Genomic DNA, 25163 nt, shown 5'->3' with positions numbered 1-25163 from the left:
TGGACTGGTGAGCTGCGCGGACCTGGGGAGGAAGCGATGCAGAGCCGTCTACGGGTGCAGGGGCACCCCATCCAACCGATGCTGGTGACGTTCCCGTTCGGCCTGTTCGTCTGTGCCGCGGTCTTCGACCTGGCCGACGTGGCGGGCGGTCCGGCGTTCCTCGGTGAGGTGGGCTACTGGACCGCGGTGGCCGCGCTCGTCGCGGCCGGGCTCACCACCGTCGCCGGAATGGTCGACCTGTGGGACGTGCGGGCCGGCCGGACCAGCCGGACGGTGCTGATGTTCAACCTCGTCAACGCCGTGATGGCGGCGCTGTTCCTGCTCTCCTGCCTGATCCGGGCGAGCGCGCCGCAGCGGGGCGCGACCGGTGTCCTGCTCGCCGCGGAACTCGTGGCGCTCGCCGTCGGCGCGGTCGGGGTGGCCCTGGGCGCGCGGCTGATGCAGCAGTTCGACCGGGTCACCGAGCCGGCCGGGTTCGAGCCGTTCGCCGAGGTGCCCGCCGGTTCCACAGTCGAGATCGCCCGCCCGCGCCCGTACTGACGCCGGCCGAATTCCGTTGCCGCGGTCGGCGCGGAGCGGCAGGCTCGCGGGCATGGTCGGGACGTTCGAGGAACTGGTAGCCGAAGCCGAGGCGGCGCCGGTCGAGGGCTGGGGCTTCGACTGGCTGCGCGGCCGCGCCACCGAGGAGCGCCCGCCCTGGGGGTACGCGCGACTGGTCGGCGAGCGGATGGCCGCCGTGAAAGCGGCGCTGGACATCGACACCGGCGGGGGAGAGGTGCTGGCCGAGGTGCCCGCGCCGCCGCCGCTGCTGGTCGCCACCGAGGCGTGGCCGCCGAACGTGCCGGTGGCCCGGCGCAACCTTCGCCCGCTCGGCGCGACAGTGGTGCGGGTGGGCGACCGCCCGCCGCTGCCGTTCCGGGACGCCACGTTCGACCTGGTGGTGAGCCGTCACCCGGTGCACACCTGGTGGGACGAGGTGGCCCGGGTGCTGCGGCCCGGCGGCGCCTACCTGTCCCAGCAGATCGGCCCCGGCACGATGCGGGAGCTGAGCGAGGCGATCCTCGGGCCGCTGCCGCCGCCGGAGCACCGCCACCCGGAGGTGGCGGTCGCCGACGCGCGGGCCGCCGGGCTGCACGTCGTCGACCTGCGCGAGGCCACGCTGCGTACCGTCTTCCACGACATCGGCGCGGTGGTCTGGTTCCTGCGCAAGGTGGTCTGGACGGTGCCCGGCTTCACCGTGGGCCGCTACACCGACGAGCTGCGCCGCCTGGACGAGCGGATCCGCGCCGACGGACCGTTCGTCGCGTACGCCCGCCGCTTCCTCATCGAGGCGCGCCGGGGCTGAGCGGGCCGGGCCGGTGGGCGGCGGCGTGGTGCGCGGCCAGCACGTCGGCGCCGAAGTCACCGGCCGGGCGGCGCAGCACGGTGTGCGCGTGGTTGCCGTCGTCGGTGGTGTTGTCGTACTCGATCAGCAGGTCCTCGCCCTGCACCCGGTAGTAGTGCCGCCGGCCCGGCTCGACCGGCCCGGCCCAGGCGAAGTGCAGCTCGCCGCCGTCGAGCCGGTCGGCCTCCCGGGCCGCCAGTTCCGGCGGGAGCCGGTCCAGGTAGAGCGCGACCAGCCGGTCCAGCAGCGCCCGGCCGGTCGGCCGCAGCCGCCCCCGGGGTACGCCGGGCGGGTCGAGCCGGCCGGGGGCGGTGGCCCGGGTGGCGCTGATGATGTCGGCGGGCGCCTCGTCGGCGATGATCGCGGCGGAGCGGCCGCCCGGACCGAGCGCGTCGAGCAGCTCGCGGGCCAGGTCCTCCTCCGGGCCGAGCGGCCGGGTCACCGGGCGGCCGGCGTGCCGGACGGTGGCCGGGTTCGCGCCGAGGAAGACCGGCGCGGGGGAGACCCGGTCGTCGGCGACGGTCATGCTCACCGACAGGTGGTGTCCCTCGAACCGCCAGGCCCAGTCGTCGTCGCGGTCCGGGTCGCCGAAGACGGCCACCCAGTAGTCGCCGCTGTGCCGTCCGCGCCGCCAGTCCTCGGCCCGGTCCAGCACCTCCTCCAGCGCCATCACGGTCATGGCCTGCGCGTACGCGGCCGGGCTGAGCGCGGTGGCGAGCAGCCGGTGGGCGGCCTTGCGGGCGTCGACGTCCAGGCCGGCGAGCGCGACGCCGGGCCGGGGCCGTGGCCGGTACTCCAGCCAGCGCCGGGCCGGCTCGTCGTCGAAGGCGTGCCGGGCGGCGTCGCGGGCCGGCTCGTCCAGCGCGGCCAGGAACGCCGCCGCGGCCGCGCGCATCTGCTCGGGTACGGGATCCTCCACCGTCTCTGTATACCGCCTGGGGCTCACTCGCGGCGCAGCAGCGCCAGCATGTCCGGCAGCTCGAAGAACCGGGCGGTCTCGACCGCCGACGGGCCGCCGTGGTCCGGGTCGGCGCCGGCGTCCAGCAGCGCGCGGACCGCCGCCTCCTGACGCCGGAACACCGCCGCGGCGAGCGCGGTCTGCCCCCTGTCGTTCACCCGTGCCGGGTCGGCGCCCCGGGCCAGCAGCGCGGCCACGGTGTCCGGGTGGGCGTGGTACGCGGCGAGGATCAGCAGCGTGTCGCCCTTGGCGTTGGTGAGGTTGACCGGCAGCCCGGCGTCCACGTTGGCGGCCAGTTCCTCGGTGGCGCCGGCCCGGGCCAGGTCGAACATCCGGTGGGCGAAGGCGATGGTCTCGTCGTCGAGTTCGTCGGGCATCCGCCCAGGCTATGGCGTCGCGGCCGGACGCGCCTGGTAGCTTGCGCAGCCGGGCACGGGAGGCGCGCGCATGGACGATCGGGTGTACGTGGGCAACGCGGCGGTGGACGGCGCGACCGACGCGGGCTGGCTGCTGGGCCACTTCAAGCCGGCCGGGGACGTGCGGCACAGCACCGACGTCGAGGTGAAGTGGGGCGTGCACCCGGCGGGGGAGAGCCGGTCCCGGTGGGCCACCGGTGAGCGGCGTACCGCCCTGCTGGTGCTGATCAGCGGCGCGTTCCGGATCGAGCTGCCGGACCGCACGGTGGTGTTGCGCGCGCCCGGTGACTACGTGGTGTGGGGCCGGGGCGTGGACCACTCCTGGTACGCCGAGCGGGAGTCCACGGTGCTCACCGTCCGCTGGCCGTCGGTGCCCGGTTACAAGGTGGATCCGCCGGTCCTGCGCTGAGCCGCGAGCCGGCGTCCCAGCATCTGGTATTACCTACTTAACCGATAGGCTTTGCCGTCTAAGCTGTGCGGGTACATCCGCTCCGCACCGTGAGGACGTCCCGCCGATGACCAGCACCGCTCCCGCCGATCTGCTCGCCGTCGCCGCCCGCTGGGCCGACCCGGACGGCTGGCCGGTGCCGCTGTGCTTCGACGCGTCCGAGCGGTGGTACGCCCGCCTGGACGCCGGCGACGAGCACGAGGTGTGGGCGCTGAGCTGGCTGCCCGGACAGGGCACCGGCCTGCACGACCACGGCGGCAGCGCCGGCGCGTTCCTGGTCGTGGCCGGCGTGCTCACCGAGGAGACGGTCAGCGGCGCGCGGCTGCGCCCGCACCGGCTCGCCGCCGGCGCCGGGCGGCGCTTCGGCGTACGGCACGTGCACCAGGTCACCAATCACGGCGACCAGCCCGCCGTGAGCGTGCACGTCTACCGGCCGGCGCTGACCCGGATGACCCGCTACCGCCTCGTCGCCGGCCGGCTCCGGATCGCCGAGGTGGCCGAGGCCGGCGTGGCCTGGTGACCCACCCCCGCAACCCCGACGAACGGAAGGACGCCACGATGGCGCAGATCCCCACCACCGCAACCGAGCGCTGTCCGGCTCCGCCGCCGGGCTCGCGGGGCATCGACGAGATCCTCGCCGCCGCCCGGGCCCGCCTGCGCCGCCTCGACCCGGAGCAGGCGCACCTGGCGTGCCGGGCCGGGGCGCTGCTGGTGGACATCCGCCCGGCCGCCCAGCGCGCCGCACAGGGCACCGTGCCGGGCGCGCTCGTCGTCGAGCGCAACGTGCTGGAGTGGCGCTTCGACCCGCGCTGCGCGGCCCGGCTGCCGCAGGCGGTCGACTACGACGTGCCGGTGATCGTGCTCTGTCAGGAGGGCTACACCTCGTCGCTGGCCGCCGCCGCGCTCCAGGACATCGGCCTGCACCGGGCCACCGACGTCGTCGGCGGCTTCGCCGCCTGGCACATCGCCGGCCTGCCCACGCTCGGTCCCACCCCGCCGACCCGACCCTCGTCCGCCGCGCCCCCGGTCACCGCCGGTGGGGCGCTCCGCTGACCGTCCCGCCACACCGGCGGGGCGGGGCGACCGCCCGCACAGGAGGCTCCCATGTCCGTCGTCGCCCTCACCACCCGTCCGGCCCGATCGGGCCGCCCCGACCGGGCAGTGCCGCCCCGGCCACGTACCGCGCCGACCGTGACCATCACCCTCGACCTGGGCGCCGGCCCACTGACGCCGGGCCTGGCCCGCCTGGCCGAGCTGCTGGACGAGCTCGCCGCCTCCGGCGAGGCGCTGGTGAGCCCGGACGAGCACCGGGCCGCCCGTACCGTGCTCGACCTGCGCCGCGCCGCCGCCGCGCCACCGCCACCGGCCGGCGGCGGCGTGCGCATCCTCACCGGCACCCGCCGGGTCCGGCTCGGCGACACCGAGATCACGCTCACCCGCATCGAGTACGACCTGCTGCTCTTCCTCGCCGAGCACCCGCGCCGGGTGTTCACCCGGCTGCAACTGCTCGCCAACGTCTGGGGCTACGAGCACGCGGTGGCCCGCACCGTCGACGTCCACGTCCGCCGGCTGCGGGCCAAGTTCGGGCCGGACACGCCGCTGGTCACCACCGTCTACGGCGTCGGCTACCGCCTCGCCGACGACGCCGCGATCACCGTCGACCGCGACGCCTGACCCGCACTTCCCGCACGCGGCGCACCCGGAGAGCCGGGTGCGCCGCGTTCACGTTCAGGACGCATCCGCCATTGTGAACCGCCGGGGAGACCCCCCGTACCAGCCCGAAACGACGCTCTGCTGTAATCAACGGGCCTCGCACGCAGAGCGAGCGCACGGCTCCGATGTGTTCGTCAAATGTCACATTCATGCAACGCAGCCGCCTCTTGACCCTCGCAGAGACGCCGGGAAGCATCGATGAGGCGGCGTCCCGGGCCGTGGGGAGATACCCGGACCAGCCCAAGGAGGACCATGTCGGTCAGCCCCGCCTCGTCGCGCGCCGGATGGCATACGTCCCAACCCGCGGTCCCCGGTCGTCCCCCCGGCGGCCAGCGTCGTCCCGCCAACACCGCCGCGCCCATGCTCACCGTCACCCTGAACATCCCACTGGCCTGTGAGGAGTCGCTCACCCCGGCCGCGCGCCGGCTGCTCGACGCCGCCCGCGAGATGCTCGAACGCGGCGACGCGGTGGTCAGCGCCGCGGTTCCGGCCGAGCGCCGGCCCGACGCCGTCCCGGCCGGCCGCGCGCCGTCCCGGCCGCTCGCCCCGACCATCCCGACCCTGCACATCCTGGCCTCGTCCCGGTCGGTGCTGCGCGACGGCGAGCCGCTGCCGCTGACCCGGCTGGAGTTCGACCTGCTGCTGCACCTGGTCGCCCACCCCCGCCGGGTGTTCACCCGCCTGCAACTGCTCAACGCGGTCTGGGGGTACGAGCACGCCGGCGTCCGCACCGTCGACGTGCACGTCCGCCGGCTGCGCGGCAAGGTCGGCGTGGACGTCCCGCTGGTCACCACCGTCTACGGCGTCGGCTACCGGCTCGCCGACGACGCCCGCGTCACCATCGACCGCACCGGCTGACCGGGACACCCACGCGCCGATCGCCGCCGGACGGAGCCCCGACCGCCCGGAGGTATCAGGTGGTGACCCGCCCGCCCGCGCGGCACGATGGTCCGATGCGTGTGCGCCCGATCAGCCCCGACCGGCTCGTCACCGAGCTGGCCGGGCGTCTCGCCCGCACCGGGACGCCCGGCCGGCTGCGGGTCGCCGTGGACGGCCCGCCCGCCGCCGCACCGGACACGCTCGCCGAAGCCCTCGTCGCCCCGCTGCGCGCCGCCGGCCGGCCGGTGCTGCACGTACGCGCCGACGACTTCCTCCGCCCCGCCTCGGTCCGCCTGGAGCACGGCCGCACCAACCCCGACGCGTACTACGAGGGCTGGCTCGACGAACCCGGACTGCGCCGCGAGGTGCTCGACCCGGCCGGCCCCGACGGCTCGGGCCGGCTGCTGCCGTCGCTCTGGGACGCCGCCGCCGATCGGGCCAGCCGGGCCGCGTACGTGGATCTGCCGCCCGGCGGGGTGGTAGTGGTCAGCGGCGCGCTGCTGCTCGGCGGCGCGTTGCCGTTCGACGTCACGGTCCACCTCGTGCTGTCCCCGGCGGCGCTGGACCGGCGTACCGACCCGGCGCTGCGCTGGACGCTGCCCGCCTTCGCCCGCTACGCCGACGAGGTCGACCCCGCGTCCTTCGCCGACGTGGTGGTCCGGGCCGACGACCCGCGCCGCCCCGCGCTGGTCGAGGCGGCCTGACCAGCGGCTACGGACTCACCGGAAACACTCAGGAAACAGCCGGTTTGGCCCGCCGTGGGCGGGGGTAATCGCCCGGCTCACAGAGCACGGGTGATCTCGTCGCCCGCGCATCCACAGTCGGACCGGGGTCCGGGGCGCTGGCCGCCCCGGTCCGGTATGAGGACGTAGGAAGGCAGGCAGCGATGCTCGTCCACGACACGACAGCCACCGGCCGCTCCCAGGCGGAGGTCGACCAGATCCGGCAGTCCCTGCGGTCGCGGTACGACGAGCTGACCGCCGAGTACGAGCAGACGCTGGCGCAGAGCCACGTGCTGCGGCTGGTCGAGGTCGGCGACACCGCCGGCGACGACCAGGCCGACAGCGGCACCAAGACCGCCGAGCGGGACACCGCGCAGTCGCTGCTGCGCACCATCCTGGACCGGCGGGCGCAGTTCGAGCACGCGCTGACCCGCCTGGACGAGGGCACCTACGGCTTCTGCGAGGGCTGCACCGCGCCGATCCCGGTGGAGCGGCTGGAGATCTTCCCGTCCGCCACCTCCTGCGTGGCCTGCAAGCAGACCCGGGAGCGGCGGGCGGCCTGACGCCGATGCGGTTGCCGGTCGGTCCGCCGACGCGATGAACTCCCACCATGGGTGAGATCAAGGTGGGCACCGCCTCGTGGACCGACCGGACCCTGCTCGACTCCGGCTGGTATCCGGACAGCGCCGACACGCCGGAGCGCCGGCTTTCCTACTACGCCCGGCAGTTCCCGCTGGTCGAGGTGGACGCCACCTACTACTCGCCGCCGGCCGAGCGCACCGCCCGGCTGTGGGCCGAACGCACCCCGGCCGGGTTCACGTTCAACGTCAAGGCGTTCAGCCTGCTGACCGGCCACCCCACCCGCGTCTCCGCGCTCTACAAGGACCTGCGCCCGGACACGGACAAGCGCAACGTCTACCCGGACGACCTGCCCGCGCAGGCGTACGAGGAGGTGTGGACGCGGTTCCTGTCCGCCCTGGACCCGCTCGTCGAGGCGGGCAAGCTGGGCGCGCTGCTGTTCCAGTTCCCGCCCTGGTTCACCATCAAGCGGGACAACAAGCAGTACCTGCTGGAGGTGGCCCGCCGGTGCGCGCCGTTGCGCCCGGTCTTCGAGTTCCGGCACGCCTCCTGGTTCGACGGCGACAACGCCGAGGAGACGCTCGGGTTCCTGCGTGAGCACGCGCTGCCGTTCGTCTGCGTGGACATGCCGCAGGGACACAAGTCGTCCGTCCCGCCGGTGCTGGCCGCCACCGCGGACCTCGCGATGGTCCGCTTCCACGGGCACAGCGACAAGTGGACCAGCAAGGACATCCACGAGAAGTTCGGCTACGACTACTCCAAGCGGGAGCTGCGCGACTGGGCGCCGAAACTGCGCGAGTTGGCCGGCGAGGCCGAACAGACACACGTCCTGATGAACAACTGCTATCGGGATTATGCGCAGCGCAACGCCCGTACCCTCGCCGACCTGCTGGACGCCTGAGCCGGCCTCACCCGCTCCGGGTGAGGCCGGCTCACCCGTCCGCGCCGCAGCATGACCGTGGACGCGCTCCGCCGGCCGGGCGGAGGCGCCGCGACGAGGAGGTGGGTCATGACGGTACGGGTGGTGGCGGATCGACGCCGCGGTGGCGTACTGCACGTGGTCGGCAGCTCCGAGGCGCCTCGGCGGGCCGAACGGCCCGGCTGGTTCCGTCCGACCCGGCTGTGGCGGGGGCCCAGCGGACCGCCGCGCCGCGCCGAAGACCGACGCTGGGAGACCGACGCACGGGGGTGATCCCGATGGCCGAACAGATGTTGTCCGCGTTCGAGTCCTCGCTGGACAAGACGAACGTGATGCTCAAGGAGATCGAGTCCGCGTACGGCTGGCCCAAGGAGCAGCGCAACCAGTCCTACGCCGCGTTGCGTACGGTGCTGCACCTGCTGCGGGACCGGATGCCGGTGCAGGAGAGCGTCGAGTTCGCCCAGCAGTTGCCGGTGCTGGTGCGGGGCGTCTACTTCGACGGCTGGCAGCCGGAGAACGTGCCGATCAAGCTGAACCGGGACGACTTCCTCTACGAGGTGCGCCAGGGCTTCCCGTACGACGCCGAGGGCGGCGCGCAGCGGGTGGTGCAGGTCGTGCTGGACACGTTGCGCCGGCACGTCACCCAGGGCGAGTGGCAGGACGTGAAGTCCACCATGCCGAAGGATCTGCGTCAGCTCATTCCCTGACCCGGCGCTGGCCCGGTCCGTCCCGCCCCCTCGGCGGGGCGGGCCGACGGCGTCCCGACCGTCGCCGCGCCCTACTGAAGGCTGATCTGGAACACCTCGAACGTGGCGCCGAACCGCGCGCCGAGCCGGCGCCCGGCCGGCCGGGCCATGCCCTCCAGGAACTCCTCGGCGTCGAAACCGCCGTCGCCGAGTCCGGTCAGGTACGCCCCGTGCGCCCGCAGCGACGCCACGCCCTTGTCGAACGTGTCGGTCACGTCCACCCCGTGCCGGGCGGCCGGCGACCCGGCCGCCCACACCTCGCGGACCCGCGACCACGGCTGGATGCCGTCGGTGAGCTGCTCCGGGAAGATCCACCGGTTGCCGGCGTCGCGGACCGCGTCCAGCGTGGCCCGGCCGCAGGCGATGTGGTCGGCCTGGTTCAGCGCGTACGCCCCGTCCCAGGTCTCCCGGAAGTTGTTCGTCAGCACCACGTCCGGCCGGTGCCGGCGCACCACAGCGGCGATGGCCCGGCGCAGCGGCACGCCGTACTCCAGCAGCCCGTCGGGCAGGCCGAGGAACTCGACCACTGACACCCCGACCACGGCGGCGGAGGCGCGCTGCTCCTCCTCGCGTACCACCCGGGCGCGCTCCGGCGTCATCCCGTCGATGCCCGCCTCGCCGCTGGTCAGCAGGCAGTAGACGACCTCCTTGCCCTGGGCGGTCCAGCGCGCCACCGCGGCGGCGGCGCCGAACTCCAGGTCGTCGGGGTGCGCCACCACTGCGAGCGCCCGCTGCCAGTCCTCGGCCAGTGGGGTGAGCGGCTCCGGCTGCGTCACGTGGACCTCCTCGCACGTCGTCCTTCCGTCATCCTGGCATCCGCCGGTCCCGGACGCTTGCCCCGCGAACCGTCCGTACGACGGTGTCCGGGCGTCTACGGTGTGGTTAGAGAAGATCGGGCGTGGGGTACCACCCGCTGCACACGGACCCCGGCACCACGCGGGGCGGCACACCGAGGGAGCACCCATGGCATTGAACGACGACGACATCCAGAGCAGCGGCGGCAGCGGCCTGGAGGGCCCCGCTGACGGCGGTGCCACCCCGGGTCAGCACGACGGTGGCGCGGACGGCGGCGCGGAGGGCCCGGCCGACGGTGGCGCGACGCCGGGTCAGCACGACGGTGGCGCGGACGGCGGCGCGGAGGGCCCGGCCGACGGTGGCGCGACGCCGGGTCAGCACGACGGTGGCGCGGACGGCAGCGCGGAGGGCCCGGCCGACGGTGGCGCGACGCCGGGTCAGCACGACGGCGGCGCCGACGGCAGCGCCTGACACATGAGCACGCACGTCGACCCGCCGGGTGGCCACGGCCGCCCGGCGGTTCCGCTTTCCGCCGCCGAGGCGCTTGCCCGGTGCGTCGCGGTGGAGCCGGCCAAGTTCGCCGCCGACCACTGGGGGCGAAGCCCGCTGCTGTCCCGCGCCGCGGAGCTGCCCAGCCCGGACGGCTTCACCGACCTGCTCAGCCCCGCCGACGCCGACGAGCTGCTCAGCCGCCGCGGCCTGCGTACCCCGTTCCTGCGGGTCGCCAAGGACGGCCGGCTCGTGCCGGCGGCGCGGTACACCGGCGGCGGTGGCGCGGGCGCCGAGATCGGCGACCAGGTCCTCGACGAGAAGGTGCTGGCGCTCTACGCCGACGGCGCGACGCTGGTGTTGCAGGGCCTGCACCGCACCTGGCCGGCGATCGTCGACTTCGCCCGCGACCTGGGCATCGCGCTGGCCCAGCCGTTACAGGTGAACGCCTACCTGACCCCGGCCGGCAGCCAGGGCTTCGCCACCCACTACGACACCCACGACGTGTTCGTGCTCCAGGTCGACGGACGCAAGCACTGGCGCATCCACCCGCCGGTGCTGGCCGACCCGCTGGAGCGCCAGCCCTGGGGCGGCCGGGCCGACGAGGTCTCCGCGACCGCCGAAGGACGCCCCGAGCTGGACGTGGTGCTCTCTCCGGGCGACGCGCTCTACCTGCCGCGCGGCTGGCTGCACAGCGCCCAGGCGCAGGAGTCCAGCTCGCTGCACCTGACCGTGGGCATCCGGGCGCTGACCCGGTACGCGGTGGTCGAGGAACTGCTCGCGCTGGCCGCCGAGGACGCGCGGCTGCGCGCGAGCCTGCCGTTCGGGCTGGACCTGGCCGACCCGGACGCGATCGAGCCGGAGCTGACCGAGACCGTCGAGGCGCTGCGCGACTGGCTGCTGCGGGCCGACCCGGCGGCGGTGGCCGGCCGGCTGCGTGCCCGGGTCTGGCCGGCCGCCCGCCCGGCGCCGATCCGGCCGCTGGCCCAAGCCGAGGCGCTGGCCCGGCTGAACGCGGACAGCGAGGTCGCGGTGCGCGGCGGCCTGCGCTGGCAGCTCACCCCGGCCGCCGACGGACGGGTGACGCTGCGCGTGCCCGACCGCACGCTCACCCTGCCCGGCACCTGCGAGGCGGCGCTGCGCGCGCTGCTCACCGGCGAGGTGACGAGGGTCGGCGACCTGCCCGGCCTCGACGACGACGCCGACCGCCTGGTGCTGGCCCGCCGGCTGCTCAAGGAGGCAGTCCTGGTTCCCGCCTGACCCGATGATCATGAGGTTGACCGGCGGCGCGACGGCGTGTCGCGCCGCCAACCTCATGATCGGCGGCGGGTGAGGGGCGGCGGTCAGCGGGTGTAGGTCACCGTCAGCAGGAGCAGGGTCGTCGCCAGGCCGGAGACGGCCACCAGGATCATCGGGCGTGGGGTCAGCACCGCGTGACGGCGGTCGGCCAGCAGCCGTGCGGGCGCCAGCCCGATCACCGGGCCGAGCAGCGTCACCACCAGCGCCAGCACCGGCAGACCCACCGCCAGGTCACCGCTGGCGCCGGCCGCCAGCGCTCGCGCCGCCACCCCCAGCGCGTACGCCACCAGCGCCCCGCCGATGCCGCAGGCGATCAGCAGCGGATTCACCGAGCCGGGCAGCTCACCCGGGGCGCCGGTGCGCTCCAGCAGGTCCCGGACCGCGCGCAGCAGCGGCACCGGGTCACCGGCGGCCCCGCGTACCGGGCCGGGCGGGTCACCCAGCCGCCGGGCGCCCACACCGAGCCGGGCCCGCAACTGCGTCCACAGGTGAGTGACCTCGCCGTCGACCCGCTCCACCATCCGGGACGCCTCGGCCACCTCCGTCTCGGCCTGCCGCACCTGCTCGGTGGCCTCGGTGACCGCCCGGTCCGCGGCGGCCACCTGCTGGTCGTACCAGGTGTGCGCCTCGGCCCGCTGGGCGGCCACCCGGGCGGTCAGCTCGGCGAGCCGGCGGATCTGCGCGCTGTACGTCTCACTGGTAACCGGTTCGTTCATCGGGACGGACCATAAGGGATGATCACCTGTCCGGTGCGGTGCACCGCCCGGTCGAAGTAGAGACCGCGCCACGGCCGGGGATACCAGTCCGGCCCTCCGCTGCCCGGATACAGCGAGGAGCCCAGCTCACCGCCCTGCACGTCGAGCGCCACCCAGGCGCCGATCTGATCCGTGCGCGCGCCCGCGCCGCCCAGGTCGGCCCGCATCCGGGCCACGCCCCGCCACCAGGCCAGCACGTGCGTACGCCGTTCCGGCCCGTCGTGCAGGATCCGGCGCAGCTGCTCCAGCCCGGTGCGCGTACCGGCCTTGCCGGCGAGCGCCGCCGCGGCCGCGTCCACCGCGTACAGCAGCAGGAAGTGCGGGGTACGCGACGCGCCCGGCGCGCCCAGCCCGTCACCTGCCTCGGCCATCAGCTCCGGCACCGTCTCCTCGTCGTACCAGGAGGCGTCCCCGGCCAGGTCCTCGTAGAGCGCGCGGGCGGCCGGGTCGGCGTCCGGGTCCAGGCAGGCGATGGAGAAGCGGGCCGCGCCGGGCGGGTACTGCCGGGCCAGCGAGCGGGCGGCGGCGTCGAGCACCGCGCACGCCTCGTCCACCCGGGTGCCCAGCACCGCCAGGTTGCGGCCCGGGGCGCGGGGCAGCCGCAGCGCCGCCGAGCGGGCCTGCACGTCGATGATCTCGCCGAGCAGCGCCACCGGGTTGCGCGGGACGCCCTGCTCCGGCGCGGTCAGCGCGCGGAAGTCCGGCGCGTCGGCCAGCTTCGGGATCGCGTCGCCGTCGAACAGCCGGGCCGGCGCGGCGTCCTGCGGGCGCATCCGCCACAGCCGGTGCTGGAGCTCGCTCCACGTCTCCCAGTCGCTGGCCGACGGGATGCGGGCCACCTCGTTCCCCTCGGCCAGGCCCGACTCGGCGTTGATGACCGCGTGGTGGCGGGGCAGCGACTGCGCCGCGTCGTTGCGCTCGGCCAGGATGCGCAGCGCCTTCGGCAGCGCGATCCGCAGCGTGAACTGGGCGACCAGCGCGGGCCGCCCCCACAGCGCCTCGATGCCGCGCACGTCCTGCGAGGCGAGCACCAGGTGGATGCCCTGCGACCGGCCCCGCCGGGCCAGGTCCTCCAGCAGGTCGGCGGCCTCCCGGGCGACCACGTCCCGGCCGGCGAGCAGCGCCTGGAACTCGTCCACCACGGCCACGATGCGTGGCCAGTGCCCGTCCGGGTCCACCGCGCGCAGCTCGGCGAGCTTGGTGACCTCGTGCTTCTTCGCCGCGTCGGCGCGGCGGCGCAGCTCCTCGGCGAGGAAGCGCAGCAGCGCCAGGCCGAACTCCCGGTCGGTGTTGACGTTGATGCCGACCAGCCGCATGTGCGGCAGCCAGCTGGGGTCGCGCCGGCCCTGCGCGAACCGGGCGAAGGACACGCCCTCCTTGAAGTCCAGCAGATAGAACTCCAGCTCGGCGGGGGAGTAGCGGGCCGCGAGCGCGCCGATCCAGGCGAAGATCAGATTGGTCTTGCCGGTGCCGGACGGGCCGCCGATCAGCGCGTGCGGCGGGTAGTCGCCGAGCGTGAGCAGCACCTGCCGCCCGTGCGGGCCCTCGCCGACCGGCGCGCTGAGCCCGTGCGACGAGTCCTCCCGCCAGTACTCGTCCGGCGGCGGGAGCAGGTCGGTGAACGGCGTCGGGGGAGGGCCGGCGGCGACCCGGGAGGCAACCGCGCGGCAGGTCTCGGTGACCAGCGCGGGCGGCGGCGGCGCGTCGAGCCGCACCGGCAGCCCGGCCACCCGGGCGTCGTCCGGCTCGACCACGATCCGGGTGACGGTCGGGTCGTCGGGCAGCTCGATGCCGCGGACCACCAGGTGCACGCCGCACGCGGCGCCGGTGCGTACCACCCGGTCGAGCTGGCCGCGCTCGTGCCGGGACAGTTCGTCACCGCCGAGCAGCACCGCCACCCGCCACGGCTCCGGGCGGCGTCCGGTGGCGGCGGCCAGGTCGCGCAGCGAGGCGTACTCACCGGCCAGCACCGTGGCGTTGATCCGGCGGATCTGCTCCACCAGGTCGTCCAGCAGCCGGCCCAGGCCACCCGGTCCGACGAAGGTGAGCAGCCCGGCGGTGCCGAGCGGGGCGAATCCGGCCAGCCCGCCGCCCAGGTGCTCCGGGTCGTAGCCGTACAGCCGCACCGCGCCCGGGTCGGCGCGGCCGACCGAGCGCAGCAGCAGCGCGGGCACCACCGCCGCCAGGCCGTCCCGGTCGCCGCCGGCCAGGTGCGCGTGCCCGGCGTCGAGCAGCGGCACGAGCGCGGGCACCGGTTCGGCGCCGTCGAGGCGTACCGTGCCGACCCGCAACGCGCCCGGTGGCTCGGACCGGCCGGCGGGGGTGGCCTGCCAGCGGTCCCAGGGCGCGGACGCCGCGCCCGGCGCCTCCCGCTGCGCCGCGGCGGCGGCCCGGCGGGCCAGCTCCGCGAGGCGGGCGGTGTGCCGGGCGTCGATCTCGGCCAGGCGCCGGTCGCGGGCCGCGCCCACCCGGGCGGGCACCGCGGCGGCGGCTTTGCGGGTACGCGCCAGCCGCTCCCGGCTCGCGGTCAGTTCCGCCTCGGCGGCGGCGAGCCGGGTACGGGTGGTGCCCAGGGCCTCGGAGAGCATCCCCCGGACCCGCGTCACCAGTTGCGTGCGGACGTCAGCCACGGGACGTCTCCCGTTCGTCGGTGTCCTTCGGCAGGTCCCGGCCGAGCCGGTCGAGCAGCACCCCGGTGAGCACGCCGGCGGTGACCGCAGGGTCGGCCGCGTGCGGCTGCTCCGCGTCGTCGTCGCGGCGCGGCGGGGGCATCCGGCACACCCGGGTCAGCAGCGTGTCCAGCACCGGCCGCGGCAGGCCGGGCAGCAGGTCACGGACCCGGGACTCCAGCGCGCCGCGCAGCCGGGGCAGGTCGTCCGCGCGGGGCGGGTGGCCGAGCAGCTCACCGGCCAGCTCGCGCAGCAGCGGCGGGGCGATCGCGGCCAGCCCCAGCCCCACGTCGGCGTGCGCGCCGCGCAGGTCGCGGTGCAGCCGGTCCCGGTCACCGGAGCGGACCCCGGCGACCACCCGGCGCAGCAGCTCCCGGGAGTCCCCGACGCGCTCGTCCGGCTCGTCGGGCGATCCCTCCCGGCCGCCGGTCAGCTCCGCCACCCGTACCGCCCACCAGCGCCGTACCGCGGGTTGCTCGCCCGGCTCGGGCGCGGCGCCCGGCGCGGGCGGCGCCTCGCCGCGCGGCGTGTCGTGCCTGGGCGGCCGCTCGCCCGGCGGGGCCGGCGGCGCGCCGTCGGGGGCCAGCCCGATCGCGGCCAGGTATGCGGTGAGCTGTTCCTGCGCCACACGCAGCGCGTAGCCGGCGGTTTCGGCGTGCTCGGTGGCCGAGGACAGCTCCGGCACCCCCATCGGGTCGGCCGACTCCTGGCGTACCCAGCGCAGCCGCTCCTGCGCCTGGCCGAGCTTCTCCAGCGCGGCGGCGAGCTGGGCGAGGGGCAGGTCCTCGGCGGCGGCGCGGACCTGGGCGCCGATGTCCTCGACGATGGACACGGCCCGGCCTCAGAGCGTCGCGACGTAGAGTTGCGCCTGCTCGACCGCGACGAGTGTCGCGGCGAGACACTCCTCCAGCTCCTGGCTGGCCTGTGTCAGCGAGGCCTGGGCCGCCTCGACCGTCTCGTGGCCGCTGCCCTCCAGCGCGCCGGCCAGGGTCTGCTGTGCCTCGGCCAGCTTCTCGCCCGCTGCCTGCACCGCTGTCTGGCCGTCACCGATCTGCTGGAGCGCGACATCGATGGCGGCCTTCAGCTCGGCGACGCTCGCCACGGAACCTCCTGGGGGCAAAAGAGATCTCCATTACAACCCATCGGAACGAGTGGGCGAGCATCCACCCTCAGGCGGTTGTCGCCCGCGTGTCCGGTTGTGGCCCTGACGTGCGCGAAGACCTCGCCGCCGGTCCCGTCGGCGAGCCCGCCGGTCCCGTTGACGGAACCGGATGATCTAGCGGCCGAGCCAGCGCGGGCCGCGTACCTCCGCGCCGAGCGCGGTCACCCGCTCGCGCAGCTCCCGGTCGGCGGTGACCACCACCCGCCGCCGCTGCGGCGCGGCGGCCACCAGCTCCACCACCGTGTCGTCGCCGGAGCCGGGCGCGGACACCACCTCGACGCCGGGCGCCGAGGTGACGTGCCGGGCCGCGCCCTCCACCACCAGCACCACCTGCACCGGCGGGGGTAGCTCCGGCGGCAGGCCCGCCTCCCCGACGGACGCCAGCGCGTCGCGCAGGCGGGCGGCCGCGCCGGCCCGGTCCCGCCACCAGCCGTCCGGGCGCGAGCCCACCACGTTCGCGCCGTCCACGACCAGCAGCGGTCTGCTCTCCATGCCCTCAGCCTGCCATCCGGTCGCGTTTGTCGCGCCGACCGCCGGGTAGCCACCGCCGACCGTGCCGCGCGTGCCGGGTACCGGTCGTGCCGACCGACTGCGGAGGACGATGATGATGGGACCGGGTGACTTCGGCAACGACCCCTGGGACGAGTTCCTGGCCCGATACTTCGGCCGGGGCGAGGGGGGACGCCGACCGGCGCACCGGGTCGACATCACCCGACTGATGACCGCCGACGCCCGGGAGATGCTCGCCGACGCGGCCCGCCGGGCCGCTCAGAAGCACAGCAACGACCTGGACACCGACCATCTGCTCTGGGCGGCGTTGCAGCGCGAGCCGCTGCGCGACCTGGTACGCCGGGCCGGCGCCGACCCGGACACGCTCGTCAACGCGCTCGGCGGGCGGGGTGAGGGCGCGCCCCGGGGCGAGGTGCCGCCGAACCTGTCGCTGACCCCGGCCGCGAAGCGGGCGCTGCTGGACGCGCACCAGCTCTCCCGCGCGATGGGCGCCAACTACATCGGTCCCGAGCACATCCTGATGGCGCTGCCGCTGAACCCCGAGTCGCCGGCCGGCCGGATGCTCGCCGCCGGCCGGATCCAGCCGGAGTCGTTGCAGGCGGCCAGCGCCGAGCGGGGCGCGGCCGGCACGCCGCGCCCGGACCGCGGCACCCCCACCCTCGACCAGTACGGGCAGGACCTCACCGAGCTGGCCCGGATGGACCAGATCGACCCGGTGATCGGCCGCGCCGACGAGATCGAGCAGGCGGTGGAGATCCTGTCCCGGCGGACCAAGAACAACCCGGTGCTGATCGGCGAGGCCGGCGTCGGCAAGACCGCGATCGTGGAAGGGCTGGCGGAACGGATCTGCGACGGCGACGTGCCGCAGACGCTGATCGGCAAGCGCGTGATCCAGCTCGACCTGTCCGGCCTGGTCGCCGGCACCCGCTACCGGGGTGACTTCGAGGAACGCCTGAAGAAGGTGATCGACGAGATCCGCGCCCACCGCGACGAGCTGATCATCTTCCTGGACGAGATCCACACGCTGGTCGGCGCGGGCGGCGCCGGCAGCGAGGGCGGGATGGACGCGTCGAACATGCTGAAGCCGGCCCTGGCCCGCGGCGAGCTGCGGGTCATCGGCGCGACCACGCTCGACGAGTACCGGCGCAGCATCGAGAAGGACGCCGCGCTGGCCCGCCGGTTCCAGCCGGTGCTGGTGCCCGAGCCGAGCGTGGAGGACACCGTGGCGATCCTGCGCGGGCTGCGCGACCGGTACGAGGCGCACCACCAGGTCCGGTTCACCGACGAGGCGCTGATCGCCGCCGGTGAGCTGTCCGACCGGTACGTCACCGACCGGTTCCTGCCGGACAAGGCGATCGACCTGATCGACCAGGCCGGCGCGCGGGTGCGGCTGCGGACGCGCACTCCCGCCGAGGACGTGCGCGAGCTGGAGCAGCAGCTCGAGGACACGCGCCGGGACAAGGAGCAGGCGGTCTCCGACGAGCAGTACGAGCGGGCCTCCGCGCTGCGCGACCGGGTCGCCGAGCTGGAGGACCAGGTGCGCCGCGCCCGCGGCGACGAGGGACCCAACCACGTGCCCGAGGTGGGGCCGACGGAGATCGCCGAGGTGGTCTCCCGGGCCACCGGCATCCCGGTCACCCAGCTCACCGAGGAGGAACGCGACCGGCTGCTGCGCCTGGAGGGGCACCTGCACGAGAAGATCATCGGCCAGGACGACGCGGTCAGCGCCGTCTCCGAGGCGGTGCGCCGCTCCCGTACCGGGCTGGCCGACCCGAACCGGCCGATGGGCAGCTTCCTGTTCCTCGGCCCGACCGGCGTCGGCAAGACCGAGCTGGCCCGCGCGCTGGCCGAGGCGCTGTTCGGCGAGGCGGACCGGATGGTCCGGGTGGACATGAGCGAGTTCCAGGAGCGGCACACGGTCAGCCGGCTGGTCGGCGCGCCGCCCGGGTACGTCGGCTACGAGGAGGCCGGCCAGCTCACCGAGGCGGTCCGCCGCCGCCCGTACGCGGTGGTGCTGCTGGACGAGATCGAGAAGGCACACCCGGACGTGTTCAACATCCTGCTCCAGGTGCTCGACGACGGCCGGCTCACCGACAGCCAGGGCCGGACGGTGAACTTCAAGAACACCGTGCTGATCATGACGAGCAACCTCGGCTCGGAGCTGATCACCGGCGCCCAGCGCACCGTCGGCTTCGCCAGCGGCGCGCCCGGCCAGCAGGAGAGCGACGAGCTGCGGGAACGGCTGATGCGCCGGCTCCAGGAGAACTTCCGCCCGGAGTTCCTCAACCGCATCGACGAGGTGATCATCTTCCAGCGGCTGGAGGCCGAGCAGCTGCGCCAGATCACCGGGCTGCTGCTGGAGGAGACCCGCCGCCGCATGCACGCCCAGGACATCCAGGTCGACTTCAGGACCGCCGGCGTGGACTGGCTCGCCGAGCACGGCTACCAGCCGGAGTTCGGCGCCCGCCCGCTGCGCCGGGTGATCCAGCGCGAGGTCGACAACCGGCTGTCCCGGATGCTGCTGGAGAACGAGATATCCCCGGGGCAGAAGGTCATTGTCGACGCCCGCGACGACCAGCTGGTATTCGACGTCACCGCCGGTGAACGCGGGCACGCGGCAGCCACCACGTCTCATCCCCGATGACCGGCGACGGTCCGTTCCCACGGGCCGGACCGCCTCGTCACCGACGGATCGAAAGGGCGGACATGACCGAACCCGAGGAGGTCCCCGACGGCGACATCGGGGCCGGTGAGCCGATCGAGGCGGCCCCGACGGCGAACCCGTCCCGGGTGCGGGTGCCGCCGGAGGGCCTGAAGCAGCACACACCGAACGAGGGCGAGCCGGCATCCGGGCCGCCGCCGGCAGAGGAGGCGTGATGGCACGCGAGGCGCGACTCGACCCCGAGGTCGAGGTGATCTGGGACGACTTCCACGCCGAGGTGAACGTGTCCTCCGAGACGCTGCGGCAGTGGCTGCTGACCCGCGGCTCGGGGGAGGAGGCGTTCGGCCCCGGCCCGGACCTCGACCTGCCCGAACCCGGCCGGCAGATCCTCGCCGTGCTGCGCAAGCGCAAGGTGGACCTCACGCCGGAGGACATCGAGGTGATGCGCGAGGCGATCACCCGGATCCGGGAGCTGACCGCGCAGCGGCCACGCCGGGGCAACGCCGACGACGAGTGGCGGCACGCCCTGCTCGACCTCGGCCACGACGTCCTGATCGAACGCTGAGCCGGTACGCCGGCGCCCGGGCGGGTCACCCACCCGGGCGCCGGCGTCTACTCCGACTCCAGGCTGGGCAGCCGCAGCCCGGCCGCGTCCGCCGCGGCCAGCAGGTCGTCCCGGGCCCGCTCCGCACGGCTGAGCAGGTTGGCGTACTCGGTGACGTCGGCCGGGTCCGGCACCTCCGGCAGCCGCCGCAGGAACGCCTCCACCTCGGCGGCGGCGGTGGTGTGCGCGGTGGCCGCCTGACGCAGCAGCTCCCGCTGGTCGGCGGCCGGATACAGATCAGTCATGTCGCCGGTGTTACCCGGGTTCAGGCGATTCGCACCCCGCCGGTGCCGTTGGGCTGCACGCCGAACTCCGGGTGCGCCAGCAACCAGCCCAGATAGTCGGGATGGTTGGCCAGCGCGTCCGTGTACGCCGCCACCGCCGCCGCCAGCACCGGGTCGGCCACCGCGGCCGCCGGCACGTCCGGGTGCCAGCCGAGCAGCAGCCGCCAGCGCAGCGGTGAACCGGCCAGCCGCCGCGTGACCAGCCCGGCGACCGGCCGGAACGTGGCCTGGCACAACGCCACCGCCTCGCCCGCGTCCACCAGCTCCAGGGCGGCCCGCACGTCCGCCTCGTACACCTTCTTGGGGGTGAAGCCGGCGCGGGCGCACGCGGCGGCGAAGCAGTCGCCGAAGCAGCCGTCGCCCGGCGCGGCCACCCACCGCTCGTGACTCAGGTCGACCAGGTCGATCTCGGCGCGACCGGCCAGCGGGTGGGTCTGCGGCAGCAGCACGCAGATCGGCTCCACCGCCACCTCCCGCCAGCTCAGCCCGAACCCCGCCGACGGCGTCGAGTCGCCGCACACCCCGGTGAGGGCGAAGTCGAGCCGGCCGCCGGCCACCATCTGCGCCAGCTCGTCCACCGACCACGAGGCGTACGTGGTGATCTGCGCGTCCGGCCGCTCGGCGGCGAGCCGGTGCACCAGCCGGCCCATGATCGGGCTGTTCACCCCGCCGAAGCGGTAGCGGCGCAGCGGGTCGCCCGCGCCGGCCATCCGGGCCGCCTCGTCCCGCAGGCCCTTCATCGCCGGCAGCAGCACCCGCGCCCGGTCCAGCACCAGTTCGCCCAGCGCGGTCGGGCGGGCGCCGCGGCGGTCCCGTTCGAACAGCGGCCCGCCCAGCGCCCGTTCGATCCGCTGAAGCTGGGCGGTCAACGCCGGCTGGGCCAGGCCGAGCGCCGAGGCGGCCTTGGTGACGCTCCCCGTCTCCGCGATCGCGCAGACCACACGCAGGTGTCGCAGCTCCAGATCCATACCGTGACGGTAGGACCACGAACCGATACGCGAAAGGGGCGATCGGCTCAGCTCTGGCGGCGGTGTTCCAGGTCACTCAGCCGGGTACGCCGTCCGGAGACCGCGTCGCGCACCTTGTCGAGCACCCCGACCGCCGGCTCGACGATCTTGTTCCAGGGCGGGGTGGCCGGCGTGCCGGGGTGCGGCCGGGTCGGCGCCGCCTCCTCCGCGATCTCCCACCGGTTGCCCAGCCGGATCAGCTCGGCGTCGCTCGCCACCTCCCGCAACGGCGTGACCAGCGCGGCGACGCGGCTGACGTGCCGGCGCACCCGCTCGGCCACGTCGGCGACCGCCGGGTCGTCCGCGCCGGACAGCTCCTTGAGCGCGGTCAGCAGCCCGGCGTCGGCCTCGATCTCCCGCTCCACCAGCTCGACGGCGTCCGGCATGGCGGCCCGGGCCGCCGGGAACAGATACTGCTCCTCGGCCGACAGGTGCCGGGACACCGCGGCGGTCAGCACGTCCAGCACGTCGCGCCGCTCGGCCGCCGTCAGCGCCGCGTCGGTGACCCGGTCGGCCAGCCCCAGCAGCGCCCGGTGCTCGGTGTCCACGAGGTCGGCCACGCTTCGCCCACCCGGCCGGTACGCGTCGTCGGCGGCGGGCGGCAGCGGCGGCAGCGGGACGGTCATGGGGCCCTCCTCGTGACGGCCGGGGTCGATGTCCCGGGCGCCTCCGCCGGTACCCGGCCGGGAGATCCACGAAACCGCGGCGCGCACCGACGGCCGCGACGACCCCGCCTGCTGATATAAGGAAGCGATGACGAGCGACGCCCTCCCCGCCCGGCCCGACGCCACCGACGAGGTCGTGGACCTCTGCCGCGACCTGCTGCGCATCGACACCACGAACACCGGCGACAACGACACCAGCGTGGGGGAGCGGCGCGCCGCCGAGTACGTGGCGGAGAAGCTCGCCGAGGCCGGCGTCGACGCCGAGATCCACGAGTCTGCCCCCGGCCGGGCGAACGTGGTCGCCCGCATCCCCGGCACCGAGCCGGGCCGCGACGCGCTGCTCGTGCACGGCCACCTCGACGTCGTGCCCGCCGACCCGGACGAGTGGTCGGTGCACCCGTTCTCCGGCGAGATCCGCGACGGCTACCTGTGGGGCCGCGGCGCGATCGACATGAAGGACTTCGACGCCATGGTCCTCGCCGTGGTCCGCGGCTGGCAGCGCGCCGGCGTCCGCCCCCGGCGCGACATCGTGCTCGCGTTCACCGCCGACGAGGAAGCCGGCAGCGACTACGGCGCGCACTTCCTCACCCAGCGGCACCGCGACCTGTTCGACGGCTGCACCGAGGCGATCGGCGAGGTCGGCGGCTTCTCCTACTCCGTGGACGAGCAGCGCCGGCTCTACCTGATCGAGACCGCCGAGAAGGGCATCGACTGGCTGCGCCTGCACGCCAAGGGCCGGCCCGGCCACGGCTCGATGATGCACGACGACAACGCGGTCACCGCGCTGGCCGAGGCGGTCGCCCGGATCGGCCGGCACCGCTTCCCGGTGGTGATGACCGACACCGTACGCGCCTTCCTGGCCGAGGTGTCCGACGTGCTCGGCATCGAGATCGACCCGGACGACCCGGAGACCGCGATCGCCAAGCTCGGCCCGATCGCCAACATCATCGGCGCGACCATCCGCAACACCGCCAACCCGACCCGGCTGGCCGCCGGCTACAAGGACAACGTCATCCCCGGCCGGGCCACCGCCACCATCGACTGCCGCAGCCTGCCCGGGCAGAGCGAGGAGCTGGAACGGCAGCTGCGCGAGCTGGTCGGGCCGGACATCGCCATCGAGTACGTCCAGCGCCAGCCGGCCCTGGAGACCACGTTCGACGGTGACCTGGTGGCGGGCATGTCGGCCGCGCTGCGCGCCGAGGACCCGGGCGCCCACCCGGTGCCGTACATGCTCTCCGGCGGCACCGACGCCAAGGCGTTCTCCCGGCTCGGCATCCGCTGCTTCGGTTTCGCGCCGCTGCGGCTGCCCGCCGACCTCAATTTCTCCGGCCTGTTCCACGGCATCGACGAGCGGGTTCCGCTGGACGGACTACAGTTCGGCGTGCGGGTTCTGGACCGCTTCCTGCGTACCTGCTGACCGCGCCCACAGCGGCGCCGTCGGCACGGAACCCTCCCCCCATCGCGAAGGGACTGCCACACATGACCGACCAGCACGGTGAGCTGGATGCCGCCCTCGAGCGGGTGATCGACGCCGCTCGCGCCCACCTGGCCGCCGTCCGGGCCGCTCAGGGCCGGATCGACGACGACGCCGTCTGGCAGGCGTACGTCGCGTTGAACAACGCCTCGTTCGCCTACGACGAGCAGCTGCTCGACGCGTTCGGCGAGGTGACGCCCTGGGACGTGGAGTCGATCGACCCGGACGAGGCCGACGAGCGCTTCGGCGCCGTGGAGGGCGGCGAGCCCACCGACCCGCACCCGCGGGTCATCTCGGTGCGGCAGCGGCGCGACTACCGGGTGCCGAGCGTCGCCGCGCTGCTGCGTGCCGCCGAGGCGGCCCGCCGCGACGGCACCCCGGAGGACGACGAGCCGGCCCCGGTGGAGGGCGTCGGCGAGGCGGTGCTGGAGCTGCTGCAGAGCGGCGACGGCTCGCTGTCCGCGCTGGACGTGCCGGAGCTGGAGCCGCTCGACGGCGTGGTCATGGTCAGCGAGGTCGGCACCCCGGTCGACCTGGAGTCGTTCGACGACGACGACCCGGTCGGGCCGTTCCAGCCGGCCGCCGACGACCGGCTGGTCGGCCGGCTCGACGAGCACCCGTTCATGGAGCTCGACGAGGAGCACGACCACGCGCACTAGGCCGTGCGCGTCCCCGGGGCGGCGCCGCGTCGCGCGGCCCCGGGGACGGGCCCGTCAGTACGACAGGCCCGGCTGCGGCTTGTTCACCAGGCGGCGCCGCAGCACCACCTGCCGCGTGCCGTCCCGGTAGAGCCGCACCCGGGCCAGCTCCCAACCAGAGAACTCGGCCTGGATCGCCAGCTGCGCCGCGGCGGTCAGCCGATCGACGTTCGAAGGCAACCGCAGCGGCGCGTATTCGTAGTCCATGCCCCTATGCTGCCCAGGTCGCGGGCCCTCCGCCACCCCCTGACGGTGACCCGGACCGCCCCGGCGCGGCTCATCCGTCGCGCTCCGGGTAGCCCACCGGCACCGCCGACACGTCGTCCAGCGCCGTGACGATCTCCTCCGGCAGCGTCATCCGCTCCACCTGCAACGCGCCGAGCAGCTGCCCGACGGTCCGGGCGCCCAGGATCGGCGCGGTCACGCCGGGCCGGTCCCGCACCCAGGCCAGCGCCACCTCCAGCGGCGACACGCCGAGCCCGCCGGCCGCGATGGCGACCGCCTCCACGATGCTGGAGCAGCGCGGCTCCAGGTAGGTGGCGACGAACCGTTCGAAGTGCGGCGACACCGCCCGCGAGTCGGCCGGGCGGCCGTTGCGGTACTTGCCGGTCAGCACGCCCCGGCCCAGCGGCGACCAGGGCAGCACGCCCAGCCCCATCCCGGCGCAGGCGGGCAGCACCTCCCGCTCCACGCCGCGCTCCAGCAGCGAGTACTCCACCTGCGCGGCGACCACCGGGGCGCGCCCCGGCCAGGCGGCCTGCCAGGCGGCGGCGCGGGCGGTCTGCCAGCCGGAGAAGTTCGACACGCCGACGTAGCGGGCCTTCCCGCTCGACACGGCATGGTCCAGGGCCGAGAGCGTCTCCTCCAGCGGCGTGTCCGGGTCGTACCCGTGCACCTGCCAGAGGTCGACGTGGTCGGTGCCGAGCCGGCGCAGCGAGGCGTCGAGCGTGCGCAGCAGGTGCCCGCGCGAGCCGTCCCGGCGGCGGCTGCCCGGCCGCAGCCCCGCCTTGGTGGCGATCAGCAGCTCGTCGCGGTCCACCAGGCTGCCCAGCAGCGAGCCGATCACCGATTCGGCGTCGCCGTCGGCGTACACGTCCGCGGTGTCCACGAGGTTGCCGCCCGCGTCGAGGAAACTCTTCAGCTGGGCGGCCGCGTCGTCGGCGTCGGTGTCGCGTCCCCAGGTCATGGTGCCGAGCGCGAGCCGCGATACCGCCAGCCCGCTTCGGCCGAGCGGTCGCTGTTGCATGCGTGAACCTTATTTCGAACCCGGCGTCACGGATATCCTCGCCGCAGTCAAGTTCCCGCGCGACATCAGACCGGTGTGAC

Annotated in this window: 31 protein-coding genes; 18 read left to right on the top strand and 13 right to left on the bottom strand. The window is 74.9% G+C overall.

Annotated elements, in window-relative coordinates; genetic code table 11:
- The first annotated feature begins 36 nt into the window (after positions 1-36).
- Together HA073_RS08530 and HA073_RS08525 are read left to right on the top strand one after the other, a co-directional pair.
- The gene (locus HA073_RS08530) at positions 37-540 is read left to right on the top strand and encodes a DUF2231 domain-containing protein (protein ID WP_064446131.1); all 504 of its coding nucleotides are present in this window, start codon (positions 37-39) and stop codon (positions 538-540) included.
- A gap of 52 nt (positions 541-592) precedes the next feature.
- Positions 593-1345 (top strand): class I SAM-dependent methyltransferase, encoded by a 753-nt coding sequence (locus HA073_RS08525; protein WP_166456071.1) that lies wholly within the window; start codon positions 593-595, stop codon positions 1343-1345.
- Here HA073_RS08525 and HA073_RS08520 read toward each other — a convergent pair.
- Together HA073_RS08520 and HA073_RS08515 are read right to left on the bottom strand one after the other, a co-directional pair.
- Entirely contained in the window at positions 1323-2279 is a 957-nt protein-coding gene (locus HA073_RS08520; RefSeq protein ID WP_205796651.1) for a DUF3500 domain-containing protein, read from the bottom strand. The two genes, HA073_RS08525 and HA073_RS08520, sit on opposite strands and share 23 nt — an antisense overlap.
- A 47-nt stretch (positions 2280-2326) precedes the next feature.
- Positions 2327-2719 carry an ankyrin repeat domain-containing protein gene (locus HA073_RS08515; RefSeq protein WP_064446128.1) on the bottom strand — a complete coding sequence of 131 codons (393 nt, stop codon included), beginning with the start codon at positions 2717-2719 and terminating at the stop codon, positions 2327-2329.
- A gap of 70 nt (positions 2720-2789) precedes the next feature.
- Between HA073_RS08515 and HA073_RS08510 the strand changes: the two genes are divergently transcribed.
- The 9 genes from HA073_RS08510 to HA073_RS08465 all read left to right on the top strand — a co-directional run bounded on the left by HA073_RS08510 (position 2790) and on the right by HA073_RS08465 (position 8725).
- Complete coding sequence (locus HA073_RS08510; RefSeq protein ID WP_064446127.1) at positions 2790-3167, top strand: hypothetical protein; 378 nt, start codon at positions 2790-2792, stop codon at positions 3165-3167.
- A 106-nt stretch (positions 3168-3273) separates the two neighbouring features.
- Complete coding sequence (locus tag HA073_RS08505; protein WP_166456070.1) at positions 3274-3726, top strand: cysteine dioxygenase family protein; 453 nt, start codon at positions 3274-3276, stop codon at positions 3724-3726.
- 38 nt (positions 3727-3764) lie between these two features.
- Positions 3765-4259 (top strand): rhodanese-like domain-containing protein, encoded by a 495-nt coding sequence (locus HA073_RS08500; RefSeq protein ID WP_064446509.1) that lies wholly within the window; start codon positions 3765-3767, stop codon positions 4257-4259.
- A 51-nt stretch (positions 4260-4310) separates the two neighbouring features.
- On the top strand, positions 4311-4880 hold the full coding sequence (locus HA073_RS08495; protein ID WP_043324471.1) for a winged helix-turn-helix domain-containing protein: 570 nt from the start codon (positions 4311-4313) through the stop codon (positions 4878-4880).
- A 291-nt stretch (positions 4881-5171) separates the two neighbouring features.
- On the top strand, positions 5172-5777 hold the full coding sequence (locus tag HA073_RS08490; RefSeq protein ID WP_030504027.1) for a winged helix-turn-helix domain-containing protein: 606 nt from the start codon (positions 5172-5174) through the stop codon (positions 5775-5777).
- 95 nt (positions 5778-5872) lie between these two features.
- The gene (locus tag HA073_RS08485; protein WP_069089814.1) at positions 5873-6502 is read left to right on the top strand and encodes a uridine kinase; all 630 of its coding nucleotides are present in this window, start codon (positions 5873-5875) and stop codon (positions 6500-6502) included.
- 182 nt (positions 6503-6684) lie between these two features.
- Positions 6685-7083: a TraR/DksA C4-type zinc finger protein gene (locus HA073_RS08480; protein ID WP_043324464.1), complete on the top strand. Its 399-nt coding sequence runs from the start codon at positions 6685-6687 to the stop codon at positions 7081-7083.
- A 47-nt stretch (positions 7084-7130) separates the two neighbouring features.
- Positions 7131-8000: a DUF72 domain-containing protein gene (locus tag HA073_RS08475; RefSeq protein WP_030504024.1), complete on the top strand. Its 870-nt coding sequence runs from the start codon at positions 7131-7133 to the stop codon at positions 7998-8000.
- Between the two features lie 296 nt (positions 8001-8296).
- Positions 8297-8725 carry a DUF2267 domain-containing protein gene (locus tag HA073_RS08465; RefSeq protein WP_166456069.1) on the top strand — a complete coding sequence of 143 codons (429 nt, stop codon included), beginning with the start codon at positions 8297-8299 and terminating at the stop codon, positions 8723-8725.
- Positions 8726-8796: 71 nt separating this feature from the next.
- On the opposite strand, the gene HA073_RS08460 is transcribed toward HA073_RS08465, so the two are convergent.
- Positions 8797-9540 carry a PIG-L deacetylase family protein gene (locus HA073_RS08460; protein WP_166456068.1) on the bottom strand — a complete coding sequence of 248 codons (744 nt, stop codon included), beginning with the start codon at positions 9538-9540 and terminating at the stop codon, positions 8797-8799.
- Between the two features lie 187 nt (positions 9541-9727).
- On the opposite strand from HA073_RS08460, the gene HA073_RS08455 reads away from it, so the two are divergent.
- Entirely contained in the window at positions 9728-10030 is a 303-nt protein-coding gene (locus HA073_RS08455) for a hypothetical protein (RefSeq protein WP_026268594.1), read from the top strand.
- A gap of 3 nt (positions 10031-10033) precedes the next feature.
- Positions 10034-11308, top strand: coding sequence for a cupin domain-containing protein (locus tag HA073_RS08450; protein ID WP_166456067.1), 1275 nt, complete (start codon positions 10034-10036; stop codon positions 11306-11308).
- 83 nt (positions 11309-11391) lie between these two features.
- On the opposite strand, the gene HA073_RS08445 is transcribed toward HA073_RS08450, so the two are convergent.
- The 5 genes from HA073_RS08445 to HA073_RS08425 all read right to left on the bottom strand — a co-directional run bounded on the left by HA073_RS08445 (position 11392) and on the right by HA073_RS08425 (position 16425).
- Positions 11392-12063: a keratin gene (locus HA073_RS08445; protein WP_166456066.1), complete on the bottom strand. Its 672-nt coding sequence runs from the start codon at positions 12061-12063 to the stop codon at positions 11392-11394.
- Positions 12060-14732, bottom strand: coding sequence for an FtsK/SpoIIIE domain-containing protein (locus HA073_RS08440; RefSeq protein WP_166456065.1), 2673 nt, complete (start codon positions 14730-14732; stop codon positions 12060-12062). The genes HA073_RS08445 and HA073_RS08440 overlap by 4 nt, the downstream gene beginning before the upstream one ends.
- Entirely contained in the window at positions 14725-15603 is an 879-nt protein-coding gene (locus tag HA073_RS08435) for a hypothetical protein (protein WP_069089807.1), read from the bottom strand. Before HA073_RS08435 ends, HA073_RS08440 begins: the two co-directional genes overlap by 8 nt.
- Before the next feature lie 9 nt (positions 15604-15612).
- Positions 15613-15873 carry a hypothetical protein gene (locus HA073_RS08430; protein WP_030504016.1) on the bottom strand — a complete coding sequence of 87 codons (261 nt, stop codon included), beginning with the start codon at positions 15871-15873 and terminating at the stop codon, positions 15613-15615.
- A 174-nt stretch (positions 15874-16047) separates the two neighbouring features.
- Positions 16048-16425, bottom strand: coding sequence for a hypothetical protein (locus HA073_RS08425; protein ID WP_043324447.1), 378 nt, complete (start codon positions 16423-16425; stop codon positions 16048-16050).
- Positions 16426-16537: 112 nt separating this feature from the next.
- On the opposite strand from HA073_RS08425, the gene HA073_RS08420 reads away from it, so the two are divergent.
- The 3 genes from HA073_RS08420 to HA073_RS08410 all read left to right on the top strand — a co-directional run bounded on the left by HA073_RS08420 (position 16538) and on the right by HA073_RS08410 (position 19670).
- Positions 16538-19087 (top strand): ATP-dependent Clp protease ATP-binding subunit, encoded by a 2550-nt coding sequence (locus HA073_RS08420; protein ID WP_064446117.1) that lies wholly within the window; start codon positions 16538-16540, stop codon positions 19085-19087.
- A 62-nt stretch (positions 19088-19149) separates the two neighbouring features.
- Entirely contained in the window at positions 19150-19320 is a 171-nt protein-coding gene (locus HA073_RS08415; protein ID WP_166456064.1) for a hypothetical protein, read from the top strand.
- Positions 19320-19670 (top strand): DUF3140 domain-containing protein, encoded by a 351-nt coding sequence (locus HA073_RS08410; protein WP_043324444.1) that lies wholly within the window; start codon positions 19320-19322, stop codon positions 19668-19670. Before HA073_RS08415 ends, HA073_RS08410 begins: the two co-directional genes overlap by 1 nt.
- Before the next feature lie 47 nt (positions 19671-19717).
- Here the strand turns inward: HA073_RS08410 and HA073_RS08405 are convergent, their stop codons facing one another.
- Genes HA073_RS08405 through HA073_RS08395 form a run of 3 tightly spaced genes read right to left on the bottom strand, consistent with a single transcriptional unit; the run spans position 19718 to position 21626 of the window.
- Complete coding sequence (locus HA073_RS08405; RefSeq protein WP_043324442.1) at positions 19718-19954, bottom strand: hypothetical protein; 237 nt, start codon at positions 19952-19954, stop codon at positions 19718-19720.
- Between the two features lie 20 nt (positions 19955-19974).
- On the bottom strand, positions 19975-20961 hold the full coding sequence (locus tag HA073_RS08400) for a LysR family transcriptional regulator (protein ID WP_043324440.1): 987 nt from the start codon (positions 20959-20961) through the stop codon (positions 19975-19977).
- Between the two features lie 47 nt (positions 20962-21008).
- Complete coding sequence (locus tag HA073_RS08395) at positions 21009-21626, bottom strand: hemerythrin domain-containing protein (protein WP_030504010.1); 618 nt, start codon at positions 21624-21626, stop codon at positions 21009-21011.
- A gap of 127 nt (positions 21627-21753) precedes the next feature.
- On the opposite strand from HA073_RS08395, the gene HA073_RS08390 reads away from it, so the two are divergent.
- The gene (locus HA073_RS08390; protein ID WP_043324436.1) at positions 21754-23082 is read left to right on the top strand and encodes a M20/M25/M40 family metallo-hydrolase; all 1329 of its coding nucleotides are present in this window, start codon (positions 21754-21756) and stop codon (positions 23080-23082) included.
- 62 nt (positions 23083-23144) lie between these two features.
- Positions 23145-23798: a hypothetical protein gene (locus tag HA073_RS08385; RefSeq protein WP_030504008.1), complete on the top strand. Its 654-nt coding sequence runs from the start codon at positions 23145-23147 to the stop codon at positions 23796-23798.
- 54 nt (positions 23799-23852) lie between these two features.
- On the opposite strand, the gene HA073_RS08380 is transcribed toward HA073_RS08385, so the two are convergent.
- Both HA073_RS08380 and HA073_RS08375 read right to left on the bottom strand, forming a co-directional pair.
- Positions 23853-24044: a DUF5703 family protein gene (locus HA073_RS08380; RefSeq protein ID WP_043324435.1), complete on the bottom strand. Its 192-nt coding sequence runs from the start codon at positions 24042-24044 to the stop codon at positions 23853-23855.
- 70 nt (positions 24045-24114) lie between these two features.
- A complete protein-coding gene (locus tag HA073_RS08375; protein WP_030504007.1) occupies positions 24115-25083 on the bottom strand; it encodes an aldo/keto reductase in 969 nt (322 codons plus the stop codon).
- Positions 25084-25163: the final 80 nt, after the last annotated feature.

Origin of the sequence: Micromonospora sp. CMU55-4, assembly GCF_011602315.1 — a bacterium.
GTDB classification, from domain to species: domain Bacteria; phylum Actinomycetota; class Actinomycetes; order Mycobacteriales; family Micromonosporaceae; genus Micromonospora; species Micromonospora chalcea.
This window is presented reverse-complemented; position numbering and strand designations above follow the sequence as displayed.